At 62.3% G+C, this 21,080-nt stretch carries 19 protein-coding genes; 17 read left to right on the top strand and 2 right to left on the bottom strand.

Going from position 1 to position 21,080, the window contains the following annotated elements; all coding sequences use genetic code 11:
- The first annotated feature begins 12 nt into the window (after nucleotides 1-12).
- Genes tssA through AC0ZT5_RS00550 form a run of 17 tightly spaced genes read left to right on the top strand, consistent with a single transcriptional unit; the run spans nucleotide 13 to nucleotide 20,230 of the window.
- Nucleotides 13-1,185 carry a type VI secretion system protein TssA gene (gene tssA / locus AC0ZT5_RS00630; protein ID WP_488494840.1) on the top strand — a complete coding sequence of 391 codons (1,173 nt, stop codon included), beginning with the start codon at nucleotides 13-15 and terminating at the stop codon, nucleotides 1,183-1,185.
- Between the two features lie 6 nt (nucleotides 1,186-1,191).
- Nucleotides 1,192-1,731, top strand: coding sequence for a type VI secretion system contractile sheath small subunit (gene tssB, locus AC0ZT5_RS00625; protein ID WP_488494839.1), 540 nt, complete (start codon nucleotides 1,192-1,194; stop codon nucleotides 1,729-1,731).
- Between the two features lie 3 nt (nucleotides 1,732-1,734).
- Entirely contained in the window at nucleotides 1,735-3,240 is a 1,506-nt protein-coding gene (tssC, locus tag AC0ZT5_RS00620) for a type VI secretion system contractile sheath large subunit (protein WP_477284135.1), read from the top strand.
- Between the two features lie 49 nt (nucleotides 3,241-3,289).
- On the top strand, nucleotides 3,290-3,745 hold the full coding sequence (locus AC0ZT5_RS00615; RefSeq protein ID WP_095080773.1) for an Hcp family type VI secretion system effector: 456 nt from the start codon (nucleotides 3,290-3,292) through the stop codon (nucleotides 3,743-3,745).
- On the top strand, nucleotides 3,732-4,487 hold the full coding sequence (tssE, locus tag AC0ZT5_RS00610) for a type VI secretion system baseplate subunit TssE (protein WP_477284229.1): 756 nt from the start codon (nucleotides 3,732-3,734) through the stop codon (nucleotides 4,485-4,487). The genes AC0ZT5_RS00615 and tssE overlap by 14 nt, the downstream gene beginning before the upstream one ends.
- A 1-nt stretch (nucleotide 4,488) precedes the next feature.
- Entirely contained in the window at nucleotides 4,489-6,363 is a 1,875-nt protein-coding gene (tssF, locus tag AC0ZT5_RS00605) for a type VI secretion system baseplate subunit TssF (protein ID WP_488494838.1), read from the top strand.
- Nucleotides 6,327-7,394 (top strand): type VI secretion system baseplate subunit TssG, encoded by a 1,068-nt coding sequence (gene tssG, locus AC0ZT5_RS00600; RefSeq protein ID WP_488494837.1) that lies wholly within the window; start codon nucleotides 6,327-6,329, stop codon nucleotides 7,392-7,394. The genes tssF and tssG overlap by 37 nt, the downstream gene beginning before the upstream one ends.
- Complete coding sequence (gene tagH, locus AC0ZT5_RS00595) at nucleotides 7,391-8,860, top strand: type VI secretion system-associated FHA domain protein TagH (protein ID WP_488495262.1); 1,470 nt, start codon at nucleotides 7,391-7,393, stop codon at nucleotides 8,858-8,860. The genes tssG and tagH overlap by 4 nt, the downstream gene beginning before the upstream one ends.
- Nucleotides 8,861-8,863: 3 nt before the next feature.
- Complete coding sequence (gene tssJ, locus AC0ZT5_RS00590; protein ID WP_184871654.1) at nucleotides 8,864-9,316, top strand: type VI secretion system lipoprotein TssJ; 453 nt, start codon at nucleotides 8,864-8,866, stop codon at nucleotides 9,314-9,316.
- Between the two features lie 39 nt (nucleotides 9,317-9,355).
- Entirely contained in the window at nucleotides 9,356-10,690 is a 1,335-nt protein-coding gene (gene tssK, locus AC0ZT5_RS00585) for a type VI secretion system baseplate subunit TssK (protein ID WP_488494836.1), read from the top strand.
- 4 nt (nucleotides 10,691-10,694) lie between these two features.
- Nucleotides 10,695-12,017 carry a type IVB secretion system protein IcmH/DotU gene (gene icmH / locus AC0ZT5_RS00580; protein WP_488494835.1) on the top strand — a complete coding sequence of 441 codons (1,323 nt, stop codon included), beginning with the start codon at nucleotides 10,695-10,697 and terminating at the stop codon, nucleotides 12,015-12,017.
- A gap of 1 nt (nucleotide 12,018) precedes the next feature.
- Nucleotides 12,019-15,555: a type VI secretion system membrane subunit TssM gene (gene tssM, locus AC0ZT5_RS00575; RefSeq protein ID WP_488494834.1), complete on the top strand. Its 3,537-nt coding sequence runs from the start codon at nucleotides 12,019-12,021 to the stop codon at nucleotides 15,553-15,555.
- Nucleotides 15,537-16,079, top strand: coding sequence for a type VI secretion system-associated protein TagF (tagF, locus tag AC0ZT5_RS00570; RefSeq protein ID WP_488494833.1), 543 nt, complete (start codon nucleotides 15,537-15,539; stop codon nucleotides 16,077-16,079). Before tssM ends, tagF begins: the two co-directional genes overlap by 19 nt.
- Nucleotides 16,079-17,182, top strand: coding sequence for a DUF2169 family type VI secretion system accessory protein (locus AC0ZT5_RS00565; protein ID WP_488494832.1), 1,104 nt, complete (start codon nucleotides 16,079-16,081; stop codon nucleotides 17,180-17,182). Before tagF ends, AC0ZT5_RS00565 begins: the two co-directional genes overlap by 1 nt.
- On the top strand, nucleotides 17,179-18,198 hold the full coding sequence (locus AC0ZT5_RS00560; RefSeq protein ID WP_488494831.1) for a 3-oxoacyl-ACP synthase: 1,020 nt from the start codon (nucleotides 17,179-17,181) through the stop codon (nucleotides 18,196-18,198). Before AC0ZT5_RS00565 ends, AC0ZT5_RS00560 begins: the two co-directional genes overlap by 4 nt.
- Entirely contained in the window at nucleotides 18,198-19,154 is a 957-nt protein-coding gene (locus tag AC0ZT5_RS00555) for a DUF4150 domain-containing protein (RefSeq protein WP_488494830.1), read from the top strand. Before AC0ZT5_RS00560 ends, AC0ZT5_RS00555 begins: the two co-directional genes overlap by 1 nt.
- A gap of 14 nt (nucleotides 19,155-19,168) precedes the next feature.
- Nucleotides 19,169-20,230 carry a hypothetical protein gene (locus AC0ZT5_RS00550; RefSeq protein ID WP_488494829.1) on the top strand — a complete coding sequence of 354 codons (1,062 nt, stop codon included), beginning with the start codon at nucleotides 19,169-19,171 and terminating at the stop codon, nucleotides 20,228-20,230.
- Nucleotides 20,231-20,312: 82 nt separating this feature from the next.
- On the opposite strand, the gene AC0ZT5_RS00545 is transcribed toward AC0ZT5_RS00550, so the two are convergent.
- Together AC0ZT5_RS00545 and AC0ZT5_RS00540 are read right to left on the bottom strand one after the other, a co-directional pair.
- A complete protein-coding gene (locus AC0ZT5_RS00545) occupies nucleotides 20,313-20,651 on the bottom strand; it encodes a hypothetical protein (protein WP_488495261.1) in 339 nt (112 codons plus the stop codon).
- Nucleotides 20,648-21,073: a DUF6484 domain-containing protein gene (locus tag AC0ZT5_RS00540; RefSeq protein ID WP_488494828.1), complete on the bottom strand. Its 426-nt coding sequence runs from the start codon at nucleotides 21,071-21,073 to the stop codon at nucleotides 20,648-20,650. The genes AC0ZT5_RS00545 and AC0ZT5_RS00540 overlap by 4 nt, the downstream gene beginning before the upstream one ends.
- Nucleotides 21,074-21,080: the final 7 nt, after the last annotated feature.

Genomic DNA, 21,080 nt, shown 5'->3' with positions numbered 1-21,080 from the left:
CTGGGGGTTGGTGTGATTGATCTCGCACTCTGGCTTACTCCGCTCGACGGTGAAAATCCGTCCGGGGAGGATTTGCGCAACGACCCGGCTTTTCATGAGCTGGAGCGCCTGACGGAAGCCCAGATCAAGGTCCTCCACGACGGCAACAACAAGGCCACTTCGCAAAGCACCATTCCGGCCGACTGGGCGGCGGTGCTCGCCAATGCGGATAAATTGCGCGCGCATGGCCGGGACCTGCGCCTGCTCGTCATCGTCACGCGCGCGCTGGCCAATGAAGAGGGCTTGGCAGGGCTCGCGCAGGGCCTGACCCTCATTGCGCAGACTTTCGATCAGTATTGGGAAACCATGCATCCGGCACTGCGGCCCAGCGCTTCGCCACGCGATGCCGCCTTGCGCCGCATCAACGCGCTGCTCGACCTGCAGAATGGTCAGGACGGGTTGTTGGCGAACCTGCGGCAAATGACGTTCTTTGCGCCACGCGCAATCGGCCCGATTCAGGGCGTAGACTTGGAAAAGGGTGCGCTCGACGACCGCGTCATGCTCCAGGAAGCCGCCTCGGGGTTGAACGCGGCAGAAAAAGCGGCGCTGGTCAGTGCGCACGGACAGCTCTTGAACAGGGTGCGTGCCGGATGCGCGGCACAGATGGATCAAGCCAACGCAGAGATGGTCTTGCTGATCGCCGACACCCGGGCAGCGATGGCGGCCCTCGATGCGGTCGAGACCGCCCTCAACGCTCGTCTCGATGGCGGCGGCGCTCCGGTTCCGGAATTAAAGCGGTTTCTGCAGCGTTTGCTGACGACCCTCGAACGGAATTCGGCAGCCGGCGCCGTGGCCAATGGCGCGGCCAAGCCATCCCCGCCGGCAGAACCGGCAACGCCTGCTCGAAACGGTCATGGAGCCGATACGATGGCAAGTATGGCAAGCTACGCGGACTCAAGCACGGGGCTTCCCGACCGGATTTCCTCGCGTGACGACGTGGTGAAATGCCTCGACCTCGTCGTCGCCTTCTATGACCGCACGGAGCCGTCGAGCCCGATCCCGCACCTGGCTCGGCGTGTGCGCCGGATGGTGCACATGGATTTCGTTGAACTTATGGAAGATCTCGCCCCGTCGGGGCTGAAGGAATTCCGGCTCCTTGCCGGCGTTCCCGATGCCAAGAAGGCGGCTCAGAAGGATGAAAGGTAACAACACATGCCAGCCGAAAGCAAAGCGAAGGTCATCGAACGAAATCGCGCGCCGCGGGTGCAGATCGCCTATGATGTGGAAACCTATGGCAGCCCGACAACAATCGAACTGCCGTTCGTGATGGGCGTGATGGCCGATCTTTCCGGAGCTTCGCAAACCAAGGAAGCGTCAAAGTCGGTGCTGGACCGCTCCTTTGTCGAGACCGACGCGAACCGCTTCCCCAAGTTCATGGAGGCGCTCGGCCCCCGCGTCAAAGCCCGGGTGAAGAACACGCTGCCGCAGGCCGAAGGCCAGGAGCGCGACGAGGAACTGGCGCTCGATCTCACCTTCACCAAAATGGGCGATTTCGCCCCGGACAAGATCGCCGCGCAAGTTCCGCAACTGGCCGAGATCCTCAAGATGCGTCGTCAGCTCGAGGAATTGCTGGGCTTCATGGACGGCCGCGTCGACGCCGAAAAGCGCATCGCGCAGCTTCTGAACAACGAGCCGCTTCTTGGCAAGATCGCCAGTCAGGCGCTGGCCGACGACGACAAAGCAGGGGAGTAGATCATGGCCGAACAGCAAAAGACCGCTACCGTCGCCGCCGAGGCTGAAGCCATAGACCTTGGAGAATTCAGCGGGCTCCTCGAGAAGGATTTCAAGGTCAAGAAGGACGACAGCGAAAAGCTGCAGCAGCTCGTGCGCAATCTCGCGCTTGCGGCACAGTCCCGTTCCGACACCACGACCATCTCGTCCAATGCGATCAAGTCGATCAAGTCGCTGATCGCGGGCATCGACAAGATGCTGACCACGCAGGTCAACGAGATCCTGCATGCGCCCGAAGTGCGCGAAATGGAAGGCACATGGCGCGGCCTCTGGTATCTCGTCAACAACACCGAGACGGATCAGAAGCTGAAGATCCGGGTGATGAACATTTCCAAGGAGCAACTGGCCGACACGCTCGAAGACTTCGAAGGCCAGATGTGGGACCAGAGCCCGATCTTCAAGAAAGTCTATACGGACGAGTATTCGATGCTGGGCGGCGAGCCGATCGGCTGCGTGATTGGCGCCTACGAATTCTCCAACCACCCGCGCGACGTCGGTCTGCTGCGCAACATCTCCGGCATCTGCGCCTCGGCGCATACGCCGTTCATCGCAGCCGCCTCGCCGCGCCTGTTTCGCATGGACAGCTGGCAGGAATTGCCGAACCCGCAAGACCTGCAGCAGATTGTCTCCAACCCGGCCTATGCCTCGTGGCAGTCGCTGCGCGAGAGCGAGGACGCTCGCTACATCGGCCTGACCATGCCCCGGGTCCTGGCCCGGCTGCCCTACGGCACCGATACCGTTCCGGTGAAGGGCTTCACCTTCGAGGAAGAGGTGCAGGGCGATCACAACAAATATGTCTGGATGAATGCCGCCTTCCCGATGGGCGTCAACATCAACCGCAGCCATAAGCTGTTTGGCTGGGGCACGCAGATCCGCGGCGTCGAGAATGGCGGCACGGTGCTGAACCTGCCGGTGCACAGCTTCCCGACCGACGATGGGTCGATCGCGATGAAATGCCCGACGGAAGTCGCCATCGACGACCGACGCGAGGCCGAACTGGCCAAGCTCGGCCTGATGCCGATCCTGCACCGGAAGAATACCGATCTCGCGGCCTTCATCGGCGCACACTCGCTGCAGGACGACGAGACGCGGGCGGGACGGCTGGTCGACCCGGACGCACAGTCGAATGAGCGGCTGAGTGCCAACCTGCCCTATCTCTTCCCGGTCTCGCGCTTTGCGCACTACCTCAAGGCCATTGCGCGCGACAAGGTCGGCTCGTTCAAGGAGCGCGCCGACATGCAGATCTGGTTGACCGAGTGGATCAACCGGTACGTGCTGGCCAATCCGGCCTTTGCCGACGACAAGGCGCGCGCCAAGCGCCCGCTTGCGGCCGCCGAGGTTCAGGTGGACAGCGTGGAGGGGCGTCCAGGCTATTACGCCGCCCGCTTCTACCTGCGCCCACATTACCAGCTGGAGGGTATCAATGCCTCGCTCCGACTGGTGTCGGAACTACCGTCCGTGAAGACTTGATTTGCAGCAACCAGACCTTGTTTTTGTTTGAAAGCGGTGGAGAAAGACAATGCCAGTGAAGATTGACGGTTTTCTGAAGGTTCCCGATATCAAAGGCCCGAGCACCCGCGACGGCCACGATGACGAGATCGAAATCCATGGCGTCGACTACAAGATGGTCGCACCGTATGATCCGAATTCGCTCTCACGCCGTGGCCGCGTGTCCATGGGCATGATCAAGTTCATCAAACATTACGACAAATCCTCGCCCTATCTGAAGAAGGCTTTGTTCGAGAACAAGGCTCTGGATGAGGTGGTGTTCTCGGCACGGCGGACCATCGATGGCGAGACCAAGGATTACCTGGTCGTTACCCTCACCGACGCCTCTATCATGGAATACGACATGTCGCAGGCACCGGATGAGGAAGACCTGATCCAGGAAGAGGTCAGCTTCGCCTACAAGAAGATCAAGTTCGTCTATGACGGCAATGATGAAGCCGAAATGGATGTCTATGTCGGCAAGTGAGGTTCGGCGACCCGGCGCGGGCAAGCAGCAGACTACCGGCAGCTTGCGGGCCAAAAGCGAGGCTGTCCAGCCCTCACTTTGGGATCGCCTCGTCAATGACCTGCCGGGCCTGACCTCGGAGATAGACGGGCTGCGCCATGTCTTGCTCGACGAGCTTGGCGCGGACCGCCTCGACACCCTCGTCGCCGGCAGTGCGCGCACTATCGACGCCGATGCGGAGCTGACACCCGATCAAAAACGGCGTCTGCATCGATTGGCTTTTCAGACCCAGCACCGCGTCGAGATCGAAAGCCGCGGCGTGGTGGTTTCGGCTCGCGTGCTCAGGGAAGCGGTCCGGCGTGACATCGAGGCGCTTTTCAACACCGAGCGCTTCGAGGCCACACCGCTTCTTTCCGATCTGGAATACGAACAGGTGTCGGACAATCCACCTTCGCTCGCCGATTTTCCGGAGGTGCGTCGAAGCGTGGTCAATTACGGTGTGCCTTCCTTCTCGGGCCGGTCGTCCCGCGACTTTGATCGCGACGTGCTGGCGCGTGAGATCCGCGCGGTGCTCGCCACCTTCGAGCCTCGCCTCAAGGAGAGCGAAACAAAGGTTACGGTCACCCTTGGCGACAAGACCGTTGGCCTGAAGATCGAGATAGACGCCGTGCTGATCATGACGCCGACGCCGGAACGCATGCGCCTGCGCACCACGATCAATCTCGACAACGGCTTGGCGCGGACCGAAATTAGGGACGCCTGAGATGGATCGGGTCTTCGTCGAATATTACGAGGAGGAACTGACCCATATCCGTGGCCTTGCGGCGGAATTTGCCGACATGCATCCGGCGGTGGCGCGCAACCTTTCCCTCGACACGGTCCCCTGTCCGGACCCGTATGTCGAGCGGCTGCTGGACGGCGTCGCCTTCCTCGCCGCGCGCACCCGGCTGAAGGTCGATGCCGAGCGCTCGCGATTTTCGCGCAGTGTGCTCGAGGTTCTCTATCCCGATCTGGTCACGCCGGCGCCGGCAACGGCGATGGCCGTGCTGAAGCCCGGCCAGCAGGTCCAGACCATGCTCGCCGGCCACGTCGTCAAGCGCAACACGCGGCTGGTTTCCAGCCTGCAGCCCGGCCTGTCGACGCGCTGCACGTTCTCCACCGCGCAAGAAATGACCCTGTGGCCGATAGCGATCACTTCGGTCAGCTATTTTCAGGATCGCAGTGCGCTGGCGATGGCCGGCATAGGGCCGATCGGCGGCGTTAGTGGCGCGGCGGCGCTCCGCATCGTGCTGGCCCGGACCGGAAAAGGCAGGCTCGACGAATTGGCCCTCGACCGGCTCGACCTCTATTTTGCTGGACGCACCAAGGCGCCGCTCCTGTTCGACGCGATTTTCGGCGCCTGCTCGGCCGTTGGCGCACGCCCGGAAGGCAAGACCAACCCGTTGTCGCCCCTGCCGGTCCCCGAAATGGTCGGCATCAGCGACGACGAGGCCCTGATGCCTCGTACCCGTCCGACATTCGAGGGGTACCGTCTGCTGCGCGAATATTTCATGATGCCCGAGCGCTTTCACTATGCGCGGGTTTCCGGACTTCAGCCCGTTGTGCGCCGATGCGCCGCCGGTCTCGAGATCATCTTCTTGTTCAGACGCGCGGTGCCCGAACTGGCCGACCTGACACCCGCGGACTTCGAGCTTTTCGCGACGCCGATCATCAATCTGTTCGAACGTGAGTGCAACGTCATCGAGGTCGATGCGCGCAGGACGCGGCAGGTGCTGCATGCAGACCGAACGCGGGCGCGCGACTTCGAGATCTATCGGGTCATCCGCGTCGAGGACGCCGACACAGAAGGCAATGACGCGGAAATCCCCGAACTCTTCAGCCTTGGGCAGAACCGCGGCAGTGGCTGGGTCTATTCGACCGAACGGCGCCCTCGCCGCGCGACGGAGGAGGAACGGCGCGACGGCCTGACCCGCACCTCATACACCGGGGACGACGTTTTCCTGGCGATATCCCGGCCGCTCGGAAGCCCGGCGAACCGGCCGCTTAAGCGTCTCGACGTCATGGCGCTTTGCACCAATCGTGATCTGCCGATCCTCGATGACAATCCGACATTGACGCTGGAGGCCGGCGACCCGGTCGAAACTGTCAGGCTGCTTGGTGCGCTGCGTCCGCCGCAGCCGGCCATCCCCGCGGCACTGCCGGCTGGGGCCGACGGTGAATCGCGGGCCGACGATCTTGCCTGGCGGCTGGTGGCGCAGCTCGCGCTCAACTTCCTCAGCCTTGCCAAGGAAGGCCGCGGCATCGACCCTCTGCATGCTCTGCTCGACCTCTATGCCGACCGCGGCGATCCGAGCCTTGCCCGCAATGTGCATTCTATCGTGCGTATTGACTCGCAGCCGGTCATCGAACGGCTGCAGATCGATGGGCCGATGTGCTTCGGACGCGGTACCGAAGTGACGTTGCACGTTGATCAATCGGTCCTGGCCGGCCAAAGCACCTTGCTGCTTTCGGCCTTGCTGGCGCGGCTGTTTGCCCGTCACGCCGGAATAAACGGCTTCGTGCGAACCCGCACGCGGCTGCTGCAGAAGCAGGAGGATGTGCCATGGCCGATGACGCCCGGCAATCGCTACCTGATCTAGACAAGCCTGGCCCGAACCGGGCCGAAGGTCTGTCCGAGACGTTCGACTTCTTCGAACTGCTGCGTCGTCTCGAACAGCGGAGCGGTCTGTTCGGCCATTCCGGCCGCCCCGACCGTGAGCCGGCCCGGCTCGGCCAGCATGTGCGCCTCGCCTTTTCGGCGCGGGACCTGGTTCAATTCCGCGAAGCCGATGGCGAGGCGCCGGCCCGGATCACGGTTGCAAATCTCGGCCTGCTGGGACCCGAGGGTCCCATGCCGCTGCACCTGACGCGCTGGGTACTCGACCGCCTGTCGCAGCGCTGGTTCGCCGGCACCGACGCACAGCTGACCAGCGACACGACGTTCGTGGACTTCGTCAACATTCTGCAGCACCGCATGATTGCCCTCTACTACCGGGCGTGGGCGGACGCGCATCCGGCCGTACAGGTCGAACGCGCGGTCGGCGGGCGCGTTCGCGCCATGCTGGAAGCGATGGCTGGGATCGGACTTCCCGGCACCCAGGACGCCGATCTCGATACGGTAAAGCTTCGCCAGGCGGCTTCGCTCGCCAGCCAGGTCGACGGCCCGGAACGGCTGACGCTGTTCCTGGCGGAAGCATTCAAGGTGCCGGTGCAGATCAGGGAGTTCATCGCTGCCTGGATAACCGTGCCGACCGGCCTCCAGACCCGCCTTGCAAAGGCCTATGCGGGGCTCGGCCGTGGGGCGACGATCGGCCCGCGGGTTTTCAACCGCCAGAGCAGGATCGAACTGCGTGTCGGCCCGCTGGGGTACGAGGACTTCAAGGCCTTCCTGCCTGGCGGCCAGCGGCTCAAACTGTTCAAACAAGCCGTTCGCGACATGATCGGGGAATCGCTCGATGTCGACCTGCGCATCGTGCTTGCGCGCGAAGCCGTGCCGCCGCCGCGTATCGGATCGGCACAGCTCGGCCGAACCACCTGGCTTGCGCGGCCCGCCGAAAGGGGCGATGCTGACGACATGCGGCTGCGGACAATCGTCGGATGGCGGCCGGAAATCGCGGGGGTCGCGGCATGAGTCTGCTGCTGACGCTGGAGCAAGGGCCACGCACTCAGGCGGTACGGCAGACCCGGCTGGACGAGGGTGAGCTGGTGATCGGCCGCAGCGCCGATGCGGGCTGGCAGATCGAAGATCCCGACATGTTCGTTTCGCGGGCTCACTGCAAGATTTCCGGCGGGCGAGACGGGTATTTTGTAACCGACACGTCGAGCAGCGGATTGTTCATAAACGGCTCTGACAGCCCGCTCGGCGCCGGCAAGTCGGCGCGCCTGCAAAGCGGCATGCGGCTGAGGCTGGGCGACTACATCGTCTATGTCGACCTGCAAACGCCAGTCGCTCAAGCACCCGCAGCCGGCCAGCCGGTTCCCGAACGCGTACCACAGCCATCTCGGGCGCCGGTGAGCATCGGCCGCGATGACTTCTTTTCCGCCAAGGTCGAAGAAGAGCCGCGACGGCCACGTCCGGCCGATCTTCCGAACCCGTTCGAGCAGCCGGTTCCGGGCGCGTTCGAGCGTGCCGCATCCCAGCGCAACTCACCTGCTTTCGATGACCCGTTCAGCCTCGATCCGGTTGCAACGCCTGTGTCGAGAAACGCCGCCCCTTTTCTCGAGCCGAGCGGTGCGGCGAACCTGGCGGATCCATTCAGCCTCGATCCGGTACCATCCCCCAGCCGTGGAGCCGAACCGACTGCCGGAAAGCCGTCCGATTTCAACGATGATTTTGGTTTCGGACCGGCGGCAGCGCCCAGTTCGGCAAACGGCGGCGGCTCGACCGGACAGCGCGAGCGCGCCGCCCAACGACCCCAATCCGCCAATCCCTGGGATTTGCCCGTGCAGGCGGCGGATACCCCACCACCACCACGTGCGGTCGCTGCTGCCAAACCCGCCCACCCGCCCGCCGCGCCACAGCCGGGGGAGTCGGCGCTTCGCTCGGCATTCCTGCACGGCATGGGCGTCGAGGAAGCCGATTTCCCCGGACGCGACAGCATCGCGGAAATGGAGAAGTTTGGCCGCGAGTATCGGCTGATGATGGAAGGCCTGATGCAGCTTCTGCGCAAGCGGGCCGAGGAAAAGGGAAACGCCCGCGTCGCGCAAACCATGGTCGGAGCCTCCGAGGTCAATCCGCTCAAGTTTCTGCCAACTGTCGATGATGCCATCGTCACGCTTATCGCCGAGCGCAGCCCCGGATTTCTCGCCGGCGAAGCTGCAATCGCCGACGCTGTCCGTGATCTCGCGCAACATCACGTGCGCGCCTGGCGCGGCATACAGGCGGCCTTGCGGCGGATGATCGACCGTTTTGACCCGGCCGAGATCGAGGAAGAGCTGAAATCGAATTCGGCGATCGGCACCCTGCTTTCAGGCGGGCGCGGCGCCAAACTGTGGGAGCTTTACCAGAAACGCCATCGTGAAATCGCCGAGAGCGCGGAAAAAAGCTTCCTTGGCGAGATCGGCGCTGATTTTCGGGATGCTTACGAGGAGGAGTGAGAGATGATCGATCGACGTGAATTTGTCGTTGCCCTGGGCGCGACGGGGCTGCTCGCGGCTTGCCAGAGTGGTCCGCCAAAACCATCGGTGATCACCGTCAACGTGACCGGCGGGGCCGGCATGAACCCAGGACCAGGTGGCGGCGACCGGCCGGTGACGGTTCTCGTGATGCGGCTGAAAAGCGCCGGCAAATTCAATTCCGCCGACTATTTTGCACTGCAGGGGGATGCCGGAACGGCGCTGGCGGGCGATCTTATCGGGTCCGACCAGATTGCTGTCGGGCCGGGGAAATCCGCATCCAAAACCATCACCGTCGAGCCGGACGCGACGGCGCTGGGCTTCGTAGCACTGATCCGCGAGCCCGGCGGCAGGAACTGGCGGACAACCAAGTCAGTGTCGCCGGGATCGAAATTCACGATCAATGTCACGCTAGGCAGCGGCGGCATTTCCGCCTAGCGGCCAGGGCAAGGGGAGCTCAATGCAGAGAGCAGCGGCATGAGCGATGCAAACAGGGTGCTATGGTCCGAGGGGCTTTTCCTGCGGACCCAGCATTTCCAACAGCAGGATCGCTTCTTCGAGGCGACGGTGCGCGGCGCATTGCAGGCCGGGCAACTGCATACGTTCGGCTTTCAACAGCTGACGCTGGACCAGGCATTGCTGGACGCCGGCCAGATTTCGATCCTGTCCGCACGGGGCATCTTCCCGGACGGAACGCCTTTTTCCATTCCAGACATGATGGACGCGCCGCGACCGCTGCCGGTGACCCCGGACACTGGCGCCGGACCGGTGCTGGTCGCCTTGCCGCTGGAGCCTGCCGGCGGTGTCGGCTTCGATCCGGCGCATGCCGCCGCCTCAGGGGCACGATATCACGGGCGGATTGTATCGGTGCGGGACGCCGTCCAGGGCGGTTCAGACCCTGAAGAAATCGAGATCGCCCGCCCGCAGGCGCTGTTGCTTGCACCCGGCAAGTCGGTCGGTGGCTACACGGCCTTGCCGATAGCCGACCTCAAGGGCGTTCGAGCCGATGGCGGCGTCTCCCTGGACGAGACCTTCCTGCCACCGACACTGATTACCGGCGCGGTGGCCTGGTATCGGCAATTGTTGCTGGAGGTTGTCGCCGGTCTCGACCAGATCGCCGAGGCGCATGGCAAGATGGTCATGGGTGGGCCTGGGCGCAGCGTTGAAGATCTGCTGATGCTCAATCTCGCCAATGCGGCGCGCCCGCGGCTGGCCCACATACTGGCCCAGGATGTCTTCCATCCGGCCGAGCTTTACCTGGAACTTGCCGGGCTTGCCGGTTCGATGGCTACTTACGGATCGAGCGCACGGCGGCTGGGCGAGTTGCCCGCCTACGATCACATGGCCCCCGGCCCCGCCTATTCGGCGCTGGCGGATGCGCTGCGCTCGCTCATCCTCAGCCTGCGTTACATCGAGCCGAAATCGCGTGCGCTGCCTGTCATGCGGCATTCGACCAATGTCTGGAAAATCCGCATCGACAACCCGAAGCTGCTGGTGGCCAGCCGGATCGTCATCCGGGTCGGTTCGGAGCTGTCGGAGGACGCGCTGCGCAAGATTTTCGTCAACCAGGCGACCGTCGGCTCGGCCGACCAGTTCGAGGGCCTGTGGAAATCGCGCTTGCCCGGCATTCCGCTGAAACCGCTTCATTCGCAGCCGCGCGAAATCCCTTACGATGGCGATCGGCTATGCCTCGAGCTGGACCAGAAAAGCGAGTACTGGGCGTCGCTGCTCGATGCTCCCGGCTTCGTCATCGGCGTTTCGGGCGTGTTGCCAAGCGAGCCGCAGGTGGACTGCTATTCGGTGAACAGGTGAGATGATGAGCCGCGATGATCCCTTCGGGCTGTCGGAGGATCGCGAACGCACTCGCATTCGATTGACCGGCGCGCCGATGCCGCGGCCCATGGCGCCACTCCTGCCGGGCGCGGTTGTAAAGCGATCCCGCACCCACCCAAACGCGCTCGTCAACGCATTCGCGCCGTTGCTCGAGTTCGCTCCCGAGCTTGAAAGCGCGCTGGCGCCGGACAATCCGGAAGCGTTGCGTACCCGGTTGCTCGAAGAACTGGTGCGGGCCCGCGACACGGCAATGACGGCGGGATCCTCAATGGAACGGGCCGACCAGGCAGCCTGGGCCGTGGCGGCGCTGCTCGACGACCTGGCCCTCAACACGCCATGGGGCGGGGCCAGCGCCTGGCCACGGCAGCCGCTCGTGGTCACGCTGCGCGGCGATGTCGATGCCGGAACGCAGTTCTTCACACGTCTCGATGAACTCGAGCGCCATCCGAACCGGGATCGCGAATTGCTGGAGCTGCAGTATCACTGCCTGGCGCTTGGCTTCCGTGGCAAATATCGTGTGGCAATCCGGTCAGGCGACCGCTCGATCAATGCCGTTCGCGTGGCGGCGGCACGCTTCTTGCGCGATGTCGACGCCGAAGGCGCGCCCTTGTCGCCAAACTGGAAGGGCGTGATCGCATCAGACGAGCCGCAGCGCTTCATCGTTCCGATCTGGGTCATGGCGCTCGGTGCGGCGGTCGTCGCCACGGCAGTCCATGTCGGGCTCTCGACGGGACTGAGCAGCCAGGCGGTCGAGCTTTCCGCACTTGTTCGCGCGCTGCCGCCGCCCGCGCGCGGCGACATCACCCGCACGTCGCCCAAGGTCGATGCCCCACCACCGGAGAAGGTGGATTTTGCGCTGTTGCCGGAGTTTCAGGCCGGGGCGCCGGCCGAGCTGAAATCCGCCCTCAGCGGCACCGAGAGCGTTTCGGTGGCCAAGCTGATCATCCAGGCCTCCAACCCCGAACTGTTCCAGTCGTCGCGGCCACAGCTGACCGAGGGCTTCGAGCCCCTGATCGGATCGATCGCCAAGGTGATCCTCGCCAATCAGGAGCTCATCGGAAAGATCACGGTGATCGGTCATACGGACAGCGTTCCCCTACAGAAGACCAATCCACTGTCGACCAACCAGCGACTGTCCGAGGCTCGCGCCCAGACGATTGCCGACATGCTGGTTCAGAACGGAGTGCCGCAGGATCGCGTCCGCTCCGAGGGCCGCGCAGCCACCGATCCAGTGGCCACCGACAGCACGCGCGAGGGGCGGGCCTTGAACCGCCGCATCGAGGTGCTCGTCGAAAAGAGGCTGTGAGATGTTCATCCTGCGCTTCCTGTGGGCAGTTCTGACATCGCGCTGGCTGTGGACGCTGATCGGCATCACGCTGCTTTCCCTGGTCATCTGGGTGTTCGGTCCGATCGTCAGGGTCGGTCCCTACGAGCCGTTCGCCTCCGAAAATGTGCGCATCGTCATCATCGCGCTGCTGGTCATCTTCTGGCTGATCTGGCTGATCGTCGCCCAGCGCCGGGCGATCCGCGCCAACCGCATGTTTGTCGCCGAGATTGCCGCGCCAGCAGTGGAAAAGCCGCTCAGCCCGGGCGAAGAGAACGTCGCCGCCGTGGGTGCCAAGTTCGCCGAGGTGATGGCCGAACTGAAGCGCCGCAAGCTGGGCGGGCGCAAGTTTCTGCGCGAGATGCCGTGGTATGTGATCGTCGGGCCGCCGGCCACCGGCAAGACCACCGCCTTGCGGCAGTCCGGGCTGAATTTTCCGATCGACCTCACCGACGACCTGCAGGGGGTCGGCGGCACGCGCAATTGCGACTGGTTCTTTTCCGAAAACGCGGTTCTGATCGACACCGCCGGCCGCTATGTCCAGCAGGAGAGCCAGCCCGACGTGGACGCGGCGGAATGGCTGGGCTTCCTCGACCTGTTGAAGAAACACCGGGGCCGCCGTGCGCTCAACGGCGTGATCGTCGCGCTTTCGATCGACGTGCTTTCGGAGGGTGACGACGCCATCAAGGCGCACGGCCGCAAGATCCGCCGTCGGTTGGCCGAGCTCAACGACCGCCTCGAAATCCGCCTTCCGGTCTATCTGATGCTGACCAAGGCCGATCTGATCAAGGGTTTCGAGGCTTTCTTCGGCGGCTTGTCCACCGCCTCGCGCGAGCAGGTATGGGGAACGACCTTCGCGCTGGATGCGCGCGTGGATGCCAAGACCATCGAACGAGAGATTTCGACGCTGGCGACGGAACTCGAGCGGCGGCTGGTGCCGCGCCTGGAGGATGAGGACAAACTCGCCGCCCGTGCCGAGATCTTCAGGTTTCCCGCCCAACTGGCAAGCCTGTCCGAACCGATCCAGGTGCTGGTCGAGGCGATGTTCGGCGAAAGCCGGTACGAAGAGGTCGCCTGGCTGCGCGGGCTCTATCTGACATCGGCGACGCAGGAAGGGGCGCCCATCGACCGGCTGACCGCGGCGCTGTCTTCTTCCTTCGGCCTACCGCCGCGGCGGGCACTGCCCGCGCCACGGGTCGAGAAACGCAGCTTCTTCCTGAAGAACCTGCTCACCGAAGTGATCTTCAAGGAAGCGGGCCTCGGTACGTTCGACCCGCTGGCGCAACGCCGCCGCGCCTGGATCTGGCGGGGTGCCGCGGCTGCATGTGCCGTGGCGGGCTTGGTGGCCAGTGCGGTGTTCACCTGGTCCTACTACGACAACCGCAATGCGATCTCGGCCCAGGCAGGCCAGTTCGAAGCCCTGCAAGCGCCGCTGACCTCTGTTGCCGCAACCCCGGCATCGGTGGAGCAGCCTGCCATGGACGGCGCGCTCGGTGCGATGGACGCGGTCGCAAGTGCCCGGACAGCACCGCCGGGCGCCGCCCAGGACCTGCTGGGGCCATCGGCCTCGGCGGAAATGGTGCGGGCACAGACCGACACCTACGACCACGCCCTGCGCAACGTCCTCGAGCCACGCATGGTCGCACTGCTCGAGGCGACCATGTGGCGGCAGATCCGCGATCCGGATTTCATGCTCGGGGCGCTGAAGACCTATCGCATGATGACGGGTCTGTCGCAGATGGATCCCGATTTCGCCCAGAACTGGTGGGTCAACAGCTTGCCCGAATTCGCCGCCGCGGCACCATTTCCGACCGCCGATGCCGAAGAGCATCAGCTTGCCGCCATCCGCCGCATGACGGTCGACGAAAGCTATATCGCGCCCGACCAGGCGCTGGTTGCCGAAGCGTTGAAAACGGTGTGCACGATTTCACTGCCGGCGCGTGCCTACAAGCAGTTGCTGGCCGATCCGGCAGTGGCCGGGCTGAAGGAGTGGATCCCGGCCAATTTCGCCGGCCCCAACGGCGGCAAGGTGTTTGCGCGGCGTTCCGCCAAGACACTTCGCGTCGGCGTTTCCGGAGCCTTCACCTATTCCGGCTTCCACGACGTCATTCTCGACCGCATCGACGATGTCGCCGCCCAGGCGGCGCTCGATCGCGCCGTTTTCGCCGGCGGCTGCTCGGAAAACTCGGAAACCTCGGTCTCGGCGCTGTCCGAGGATATTCTGAAGCTCTACTACGACGACTATATCGCGCAATGGGACAGCTTCCTGCGCGACATGAGGCTGGCACCACTGACCGATCTCAATGTCGCCGGCGAGAATCTGAAGGACCTCTCGAGCGCCGATTCGGCGCTGAAGCGGCTGCTCACGGCGGTCGTTCAGGAGACCGAGTTGACGCGCTCCGACGAGGAGCCTGCAGACAACAAGGCGGCCACCAAGGGCGCCTCGAAACTGCTCGGCAAGCTTGGCAAGCTCGGCAAGCTGGCAACGAGCGGTGCGAAACTGCTTCCCCGCGCCGGGTCGGCCAGCGAGGTGGACCTGACCGGCAATCTGGTGGCCGAACATTTCAAACCACTCAAGAGCACCATCGCCGAGGTCGACGGCCAGCCGCCGGCACTGGATGCCGCCGTTGTCGCACTGACCGCGCTTTCCAACGTGCTGCAGACGGTCACCGCGAACCCCAATCCGCAGGATGCCATCAAGAAGCAGGGCGGCCTTGCCGAACTGACAGGTGCGGTCGCCAGGCAGGCGCAGATCCTGCCCGACCCCATCAACACCTGGCTGGGCGGGATTGCCGGTGACACCAGCAATTTGACCCAGAAGGCGGTCACGTCGGAGCTCAACGCCATCTGGCGGGCCGACATACTGCCCTTCTGCCAGGCCGCGCTGACCGACCGCTATCCGTTCAGCGCCGAGAGCGCGGTGGACGTCAATGTGCGTGATTTCGCCCGCCTGTTCGGACCGGCCGGGATGATCGACGGTTTCATCAACGACCACCTGATCAACTATGTCGACACGACCAGCCAACCATGGAAATGGCGCGCCGATTTCGGCCTCGATCCTGCGGCGCTGGCGGCGTTCGAGCAGGCCAGGCACATCCGCGACGATCTCTTTCCTGGTGGTACGGGACCGGTGATGAGCTTCACGCTCGAACCGAAGGACCTGTCTCCCAACGTCACGCGTGTCACGCTCAATCTCGATGGCCAGAGCCTCGTCTACTACAACAACGCGACGCGGCCGCAACCAATGACGTGGCCCGGCAAGGACGGCACCGGGGTCATTTCGCTCGCCTTCCAGCCGATCGACGGATCGCCCGAAATCCTGCTCAACGAGACCGGCAGCTGGGCGTGGCTGAGGATGCTGCGCAGCGGCCGCTTCGCCGGCACTTCGCTGACCGATGTCTACAGCCTGCGCCTGGGCACGAAAGGCATGTACGCCGATTTCGAACTCAAGGCCGCCAGCGTCGAAAACCCCTACAATTTGGAAATGTTCAAGAAGTTCACATGTCCACCGCAGATATGAGCCTGCCCGGCTTTTACGGAAAAATGCCCGCCACCGGCGATTTCGTCACGCGGCGCCTGCCGGGGGACTTTGTGCGCGTCTGGGACCGCTGGCTGGTGCAGCATCTCGTCCCGCTGATCGGCTTGGAATTTTGGCCAAGCACAACCGCGCTGCGCTTCCTGGCTGGCCCGGCTTCCTTCGGTGCTTCGGCAGGCATCATTGTGCAGAGTGCCGACAGAGTTGGCAGACAATTCCCTTTGACCATCGTCGCGCCGCTTGCCGAAGTGCCCGTTCAGCTAGCCGACGCTGAGGCGTGGTTTGCCGGCATCGAAGAGGCTGCCATCGCCGCCCAACATGGCGAGCTGACTCCCGACGAGCTGGATGCCGCGCTGGGCGCCCTGCCCGTGCCGCCTGTCGAGCCAGGCGAAGAGGTCATCAGTGATCTGGTGATGTGGACCGCCCGTTCGGACCTTTTCGACATCGACCCGCAATCGCCACAAGCGACGCTGGAACAGATCTTTGCGGCTAGCTGGGAGATCAGCTGATGCAGATCTGGAACCAGACCGGCTTTGCGCATGAATTCACCATGGGCATGGACAAGGAAGCCCGTGAGTACATCGTCGTTGTCGTCAAGGGCACTTACGATTTCCCTACGGAGCCGGGCGGGCCTGTGCGCAAGTCGGCGGAACAAGTGCCGCTGGTCATGGCCGACACCCAGATCGGCGTGCCCGGCTATTCGGCGACGCTGTGGGAGACAGACTTCGCCTTCCGCAAGCCGCGCTGCGATGTCATCGCGAATGGCTGTGCCTATGCGCCAGGCGGGCGTCCAGCCGAGCGCGTGCCGGTCGGCATCAAGGTTGGCAATTGGTCGAAACTGTTCGAGGTCGTCGGCCACCGCGAATGGCGCTCCATCGGCCCGGTGTTTACCACCACTTCGCCGCAACCCTTCCTGAAACTTCCCATCTCCTATGACGTTGCCTGGGGTGGCGTCGACAGGCTGGATCCGGAGGACAAGCTTCCCGCCAGCTACAAATACAACCCGGTTGGAACCGGCTGGTCGCGGACCAGGAATCAACGGCTCATTCCCGGCTTGCGGCTGCCGAACACGCAAGCTGTTGGCGAGGATATCCGCACCCCGTTCGGCGACTACAAGCCGATGAGCTTTGGTCCGATGGGCCGCGGCTGGCCGGGACGCATCGAATATGGCGGCACTTACGACCAGAATTGGATCGACAATATTTTTCCGTTCCTGCCGCCGGATTTCGACGAGCGCTATTTCCAGATGGCGCCGCCAGACCAGCAAATCGACCATCCAAGAGGCGGCGAGGATGTGCAGCTGATCAACCTGACCCCGGCCGGCAGGGAAAGCTTCCGCATGCCGGCGACTCCGCTGCCGATCACGCTGTTCAAAGGCGGCGACAAAGCTTTCGAGGGCGAGCTGCTGCCAGACACGATCCTGTTCGATCCTGAGAATCGGCGTTTCTCGTTGGTTTGGCGTGTCTCGCAGCGGATCCAGCGCACGATCCTCGATTTCAACGAATGCTGGGTCGGGCCGCCGACGCAATCCATGCTGCGGGCGCGCGCAACCGGACGCGCCTATGTCCGCGCCAATGGGACCGCGCCAGAGGAAGAGGTCGAAGACGCATGAGCGCCGCAATTGACATTGCCTCGATCGGCATGGTGACTGCCGTAGGGCTCGACGCGCCGTCTGCCTGCGCAGCAATGCGCGCGCGACTTGACGGTTTTCAGGAGACGCGTTTCTCCGGGCCTGGTGGCGAATGGCTGATCGGCGCACCCATACCACTGCCACGTGGATGGATCGGCGAAAGACGTATTGCACACCTCGCCGCAGGAGCAATTTGCGAGGCCCTTGAGCCAGTCCCTCAGGCGCGCGACCGAACCGCGCTCATTCTTTGCCTGCCTGAGGAGAATCGGCGTGGTCGACCTGTGCGTGACAACGCCTCGCTGCTGCGCCGGATAGGCAAAATTGTTGAAATCGAGCCCCATACCCGTTCGCGCATTGTTTCATATGGTCGTCCCTCCGGCCACGTCGCACTTGACTACGCTCGCCGGCTAATCGCCGCCAGCGAAGTTCCATACGTGATGATAGCAGGCGTCGACAACTATCTTACCCCGTCGACGGTCGCACACTATTTTGATCAAAACCGCTTATTGACACCCGACAATCCAAACGGCTTCATCCCAGGCGAAGCGGCAGCCGCGATATTGTGCTGCCGCTCCGAGCGCGGAGGCTTTCGCCTTTTCGGACTCGGCCTCTCACATGAAACGGCATCTATCTACAATGCTGCCGATTTGCCGCTACGAGGTGACGGCATGACTGCCGCCTATCGCACTGCCTTTGAAGAGACCGGCATTGACATGAACCGACTAGGTTACCGTATCGCGGACCTTGTCGGCGAGCAGTACTGGTTCAAGCAGTCGGCGTTGGCGAGCTTGCGTCTGCTACGTGGCCGTCACGAATTCCAGGACATCTGGTCGCCGAGCGAGTCCCTTGGAAACGTTGGGGCAGCCGTTGTCCCGTTGATGATCGGCATGGCCTGGACGGCGGCGCGGAAGGGCTATGCCGCAGGCAATCCAGTACTTGTCGAAGCGTCCAACGATGCCGGCGACTGCGGGGCGGCGGTCCTTGCCGGGCCGGTCTGATGACTGTCTATGCAAATGGGCTTGAGGTCGCGTGCAAAGCGCAGTCCAACAAGGTAATCGCAGCATTTCCTGATGTTTGCTTCACGCCGCCGGAAAATCCCGCTACGCCCCCTGGAGTCCCTGTTCCTTACCCGTCCTTCGGTCTTGATTCCGACACCGATAGCGGTACTGGCACGGTCAAGATCGGTGGTGAGACGATCACCCAGAAGAACAAATCATACTACACAAAGACCAGCGGAACTGAGGCTGGCTGCGCCGCAAAAAAGGGCGTCATCACGTCGGTGAATACCGGTAAGGAATATGCGGTCGCCTGGTCAGGAAATGTCAAAGCTGACGGCGAACCGGTCAATCGTTTCACCGACATTTCAACAAACAACCATGCGTCACCGCAAGGGCAGACACCGCCTTTCCCGAAAATTGGCGCGGCCTACGCGCACCTTCTCAGCGGTAAGGATTGCCTTATTGGCACGTATGATGAGATCAAGGAGGCCTGCAACGATGCAAAAGGTGAGGCACATCACATCGTGCCGGACAAAGTGTTTCGAACACTGTCGCGTGCGGCCGGGCAGGGCGCCGAAACAAGGGTCGACAACGCACCTTCATTAGGCGAAGGCGTGTGCATCTGCCTCAAGGGGGGGGCTCACGACAGTATTCACGAATCAGAACGCGGCAAGTTGAAGGATCTGGGCCAGGCGTCGATCAAAAACCTGACTGGCAAGAAGCTTGAAGCGGCCAAACTGAAAAGCAGCTACAATACCGCCGATATGGCGGACATTCATGCGTCTTGCCAAGACTCTCTTGATACGCTGAAGCGCGACGACGGCTCGACAGATGATTGCATAAAGAAAGCAAAAGAAAAAGTTGACGAGCAGGCGGACAGATTTCCGCCCGGGCAGATCGGAAGAACTTCCAATACCCTACCGAACGATGCCGCAAAGGCGGCAATGCTTGTTTAGAGAGGCGGTGAAACATGGCTGACGACAGGCGCATTTGGGCCGCGCACGCGATCTCGGAAACCTACGCAGCGATTTCCGTAGGAGAATTGGAAGACGTCGAGCCGTTCAGTGCGGTTCTTTTGTTCAACGAATTGTCTGAACGCCGATGGGGGTTTGTCGACATCCCGCGGACAATCGTATCGATCACTGACCTCACGAATGAAGCCGGCAAAAAGATATTCATCGCTATGAGCAATGAGGGCAATGTCTATGTCCTCAATGCTGACATACCGCGAGAAAAAATACCCGGAGCCGGTGTTCTAAGCGATGATGCAGAGGGTATGGGATCAATGAGATCAATCCGAAACCTCGACGGAGTTCTTTATGCGAGCGGGAACGGTTCGCAGGTCTACAGAAGAGAGCAAAAAGCTCAATGGACCAGAATCTGCAGCGCGCAACAGCTCAATCAGAATGATTGTGCCTTCTTGGGGATTGCGCTGACGAGGAACGGGAACGTTATCGTCTGCGGTCAGATGGACGTAAAATACAGTTCGCCTACCAAAGAGGAAGAAGAACTTCTCACCAAGGTAAAAGCCGAGGGGCCGAATAGCCGCTACCTCAAGCTGCGGCGAGAGATAATAAAAGTTGTGCAACTGGCTCGTGGGTGCCTGTACGGTCAGAAAGAAGGGAAATGGATATCGATCGAGACGCCTAACGACAGGAACTTGAACGACGTGGCGTCGTTTGGCGGAAATGGATTCATTTGCGTTGGAAACGGGGGGACGATCCTATCGGGATCGGTAGACGATGGGGCCGAAGATAGGTCGATCAACGGTTTGATGGAATCTTTCCACAAAGTACGAGTCACGAATGATGCAATTTATATACTTGGCGAGAGCGCAATCTTCGTTCTTGACCGGACATTCGGCCTGGTCAGAACGATCGAGCTCCCAGGGCGTCTTGATGATCCGAACAGTTTCGAAATGGTGGGCGACACAATTTGGTATTTCGACTACCATGGGCTAGCGCGGCACCAAAACGACGTTTGGGAAACAATCCAGATCCCGGCGGAACTCTGGGGGCGGGCCGGGAGCTAATACTTCAGCTGAGTGATTTCTGAAAATCTGGAAATTTTCGAACTCTGAATGGCATGCGCCGCGGAGAATTCGGCCGGGCATCTTAACCCAACATCAAATTGAGGTAGGCGCGCACTTTTGGCAAATCGAGGTCGGTGATGCGGATGTCTGTCCGACTGCTCAGCATACGTATCACGAACAGTTCTCCGGCTTCCGCGTATTCGGCATAGCGTTCTTGCGATATCTTTAGCCCAACCGCACCGGCGACCCGTAGGCCATCAAGATGTGCTTCGAGACGTTCTATCAAGCGATGCAGCCGTTCTTCGTCCATGTCGGGATTTTCGTTGGGATGCTGCTCATGATAGTCGTAGACGGTCCACAGAAAAGCCGCCATTTCGGCGTGCTGCCGAACGACTTCGGTAAGTATAGGAGCGGCCATCAGTTCAGATTAACCGAACCACCACGGATGCGATTTGTAGCGCTGGCGTGGCTGGTCAAATAGGTTCCCCGAATAGTGATACGACCATCCTTCTCCATAATGATGGTTGCCTTTCCGCAGCGAAGTTCGATCCGCTCTTGCCCCACGATCTTTACGCTTTCGCCGTCCCGCACGATCTGCGGCGCCGGAGACTTGCGGGTGGGCTCAACAATACGGCCGACGATCAGCGGACGCTCAGGATTTCCATCTTCAAATAGGAGTGCAACTTCGGCGCCTACCATTGTGGGTGTAAGTTCCGCAAGGCTGCGCGAAGCTAGCGCAGTATCCTTGGGATTGCTTGCAAAAACTACCAAGGGAACCCCACCATCGAACCCAATGAGTACCCCGATTACGACCTCATTGATCCGCTTGCTTAGATCGCCCATCGTCGTT

Source organism: Mesorhizobium sp. CNPSo 4670 (assembly GCF_057784235.1).
This window is presented reverse-complemented; position numbering and strand designations above follow the sequence as displayed.